Source organism: Microbacterium sp. PF5, from assembly GCF_004794315.1.
GTDB lineage: Bacteria > Actinomycetota > Actinomycetes > Actinomycetales > Microbacteriaceae > Microbacterium > Microbacterium sufflavum.
Window position 1 is genome coordinate 1 of sequence record NZ_SSDQ01000010.1, and the last position, 1,883, is coordinate 1,883.

General features: G+C 74.5%; 2 protein-coding genes. Both read right to left on the reverse strand.

The window, feature by feature from the left end:
• On the reverse strand, positions 1-1,111 hold a 1,111-nt coding region (locus DW297_RS00080), incomplete at its 3' end, for a serine/threonine-protein kinase (protein WP_136028487.1).
• A partial coding sequence (locus DW297_RS00085; protein WP_205828194.1) for an FHA domain-containing protein occupies positions 1,108-1,883 on the reverse strand: 776 nt, incomplete at its 5' end. The genes DW297_RS00080 and DW297_RS00085, both read right to left, overlap by 4 nt.

A 1,883-nucleotide genomic window follows, 5' to 3' on the forward strand; every position in this document is an offset into this window, starting at 1 on the left:
CGGTGCCGGCGGCGGGTGCAGCGGCGGAGGTCGCGGCGGTGTCGCGACGCTGCGTCTGCTCCACGTCCGGCTCCGGCCGCGGCGGGGAGTCGAACCGCGGGGCGTCGGGCACCACGACCGACGGACCCTTGGGCTGCGTGGCCGCGGACGGCCGCGTCGAGGTGGACATGCCGGGGTCGATGCTGACGATCTCCCGCACCCGGGTCAGGCCGTCGTTGTCGTCCTCCAGGTCTTCCGCGGGCGGGTGGTCGTCGACGATGTCGATCGGCGTGACCGAGTGCGACAGCTCGATCTGCACCTTCTGCAGCGCCCGGGCGAAGGCGACCGCGCTCGGGAAGCGGTCGTCGGGGTTCTTGGCCATCGCCCGCTCGAGCAGCCGCTGCAGGCTCTCGGGCGAGTCGGGACGGCCGAGCGGGGGCAGCGCCGCCCGTTCGATGCGCTCGATCAGGTCGGCGCTGGAGTTGCGCTCCCCCGGGCGCTCGAACGGCGAACGCCCCGCGAGCAGCGTGTACAGCGTGGCACCCAGCGCCCACACGTCGGTGCGCGGTCCGCTCTGCGGCGGCTCGGCGAACGACTCCGGCGGCGACCACGGGATCGACATGCCCGACGCCTCGCCCGTCGCGCCCGTGGTGGACGCGATGCCGAAGTCGGTCAGCGCCGGACGGTTGTACTCCGTGACGAGGATGTTCGCCGGCTTGATGTCGCGGTGCAGCACGCCCGCACGATGCGCGGTCTCCACGGCCCCCGCGACCTGGACGCCGACACGCAGCGCCTCGGCCACCGAGAACGGCTCCTTGCGCGAGCGCAGCTGCAGGTTCGGCCGCGGGCAGTACTCCATCACCAGGTACGGGCGCCCGTCGCCCGCGACACCCGCCTGATAGATCGTGACGATCGCGGGGTGCGTGGACAGCATCGCCATCACGTTCGCCTCGTCGGCGAACTCCTGTGCCGCTCCGCTGGAGATGCGGTCGGCGAGCAGCACCTTCACCGCGACCCGGCGCCGCGGCATCTCCTGCTCGTACAGGAAGACATCGGCGAAGCCGCCCGTGCCCAGCGGCTCCACATAGGTGAAGCCGGGCAGGGCGGGCGGCGGGGAGGGGCGACGACTCACGGCAGGTCCTCGAACGCGACGGTCACGCCGTCACCGAGGTCCACCACGTCGCCGGACAGCACGAGCGTCTGCTCGCCGGGGTGCAGCCGCACCGGGTCGGCACCGGGGCGCAGCAGCGTCGAGCCGTTCGTCGTGTGCAGGTCGATGACCACCACGGTGTCGCCCTCGGGACGCACCTCGAGGTGGCTGCGCGAGATGTCCTGCTGCGGGCTCTCGACCGCGATCAGGTGCGGCATGTTCGCCCCGCTGGCCCTGGTCGAGCGCGGGCGACGGCCGATGATGACCGTGCGGTCGAGCGTGACCACCTGTCCGGTCGAGACGCGGATGCGTCCGGTCGACACCGCGGCGGGCGCGGCGACCGGGATGACCTCGGTGGGGGCGTCGGGCGCCGCCGCGGGCTGCTGCCGCAGGTCGCGCAGCTCGGCGGCGGAGATGGTGGAGCCGTCGTGGTCGCCCGCGGCGGGCGGCGAGGCCGGAGCGGACTCGGGCTCCTCGCTCGGACGCACCGCGGCGGCCTCGATCGGCGTGTGCACGGTCGCGCCCCACAGGTGGTCGAACTCGTCCACGGGCGGCGCGAGCGTGGCCTCGGTGGGCACGAGCGTCGCATCGGGCGCCGCGTCGTCGGCGGGGCCGGCGTCGTCGGTCGTCGCTGCGTCGTCGGAGGTCGCGGCGTCGTCGGTGGTCGCGGCGTCGTCTGCGGTCGCGGGGGGCTGCTCGGCCTCCTGCGGCTCGTCGGCCGCGGTGGGGCCCTCGTCGGCGGCGGCCACCGCAG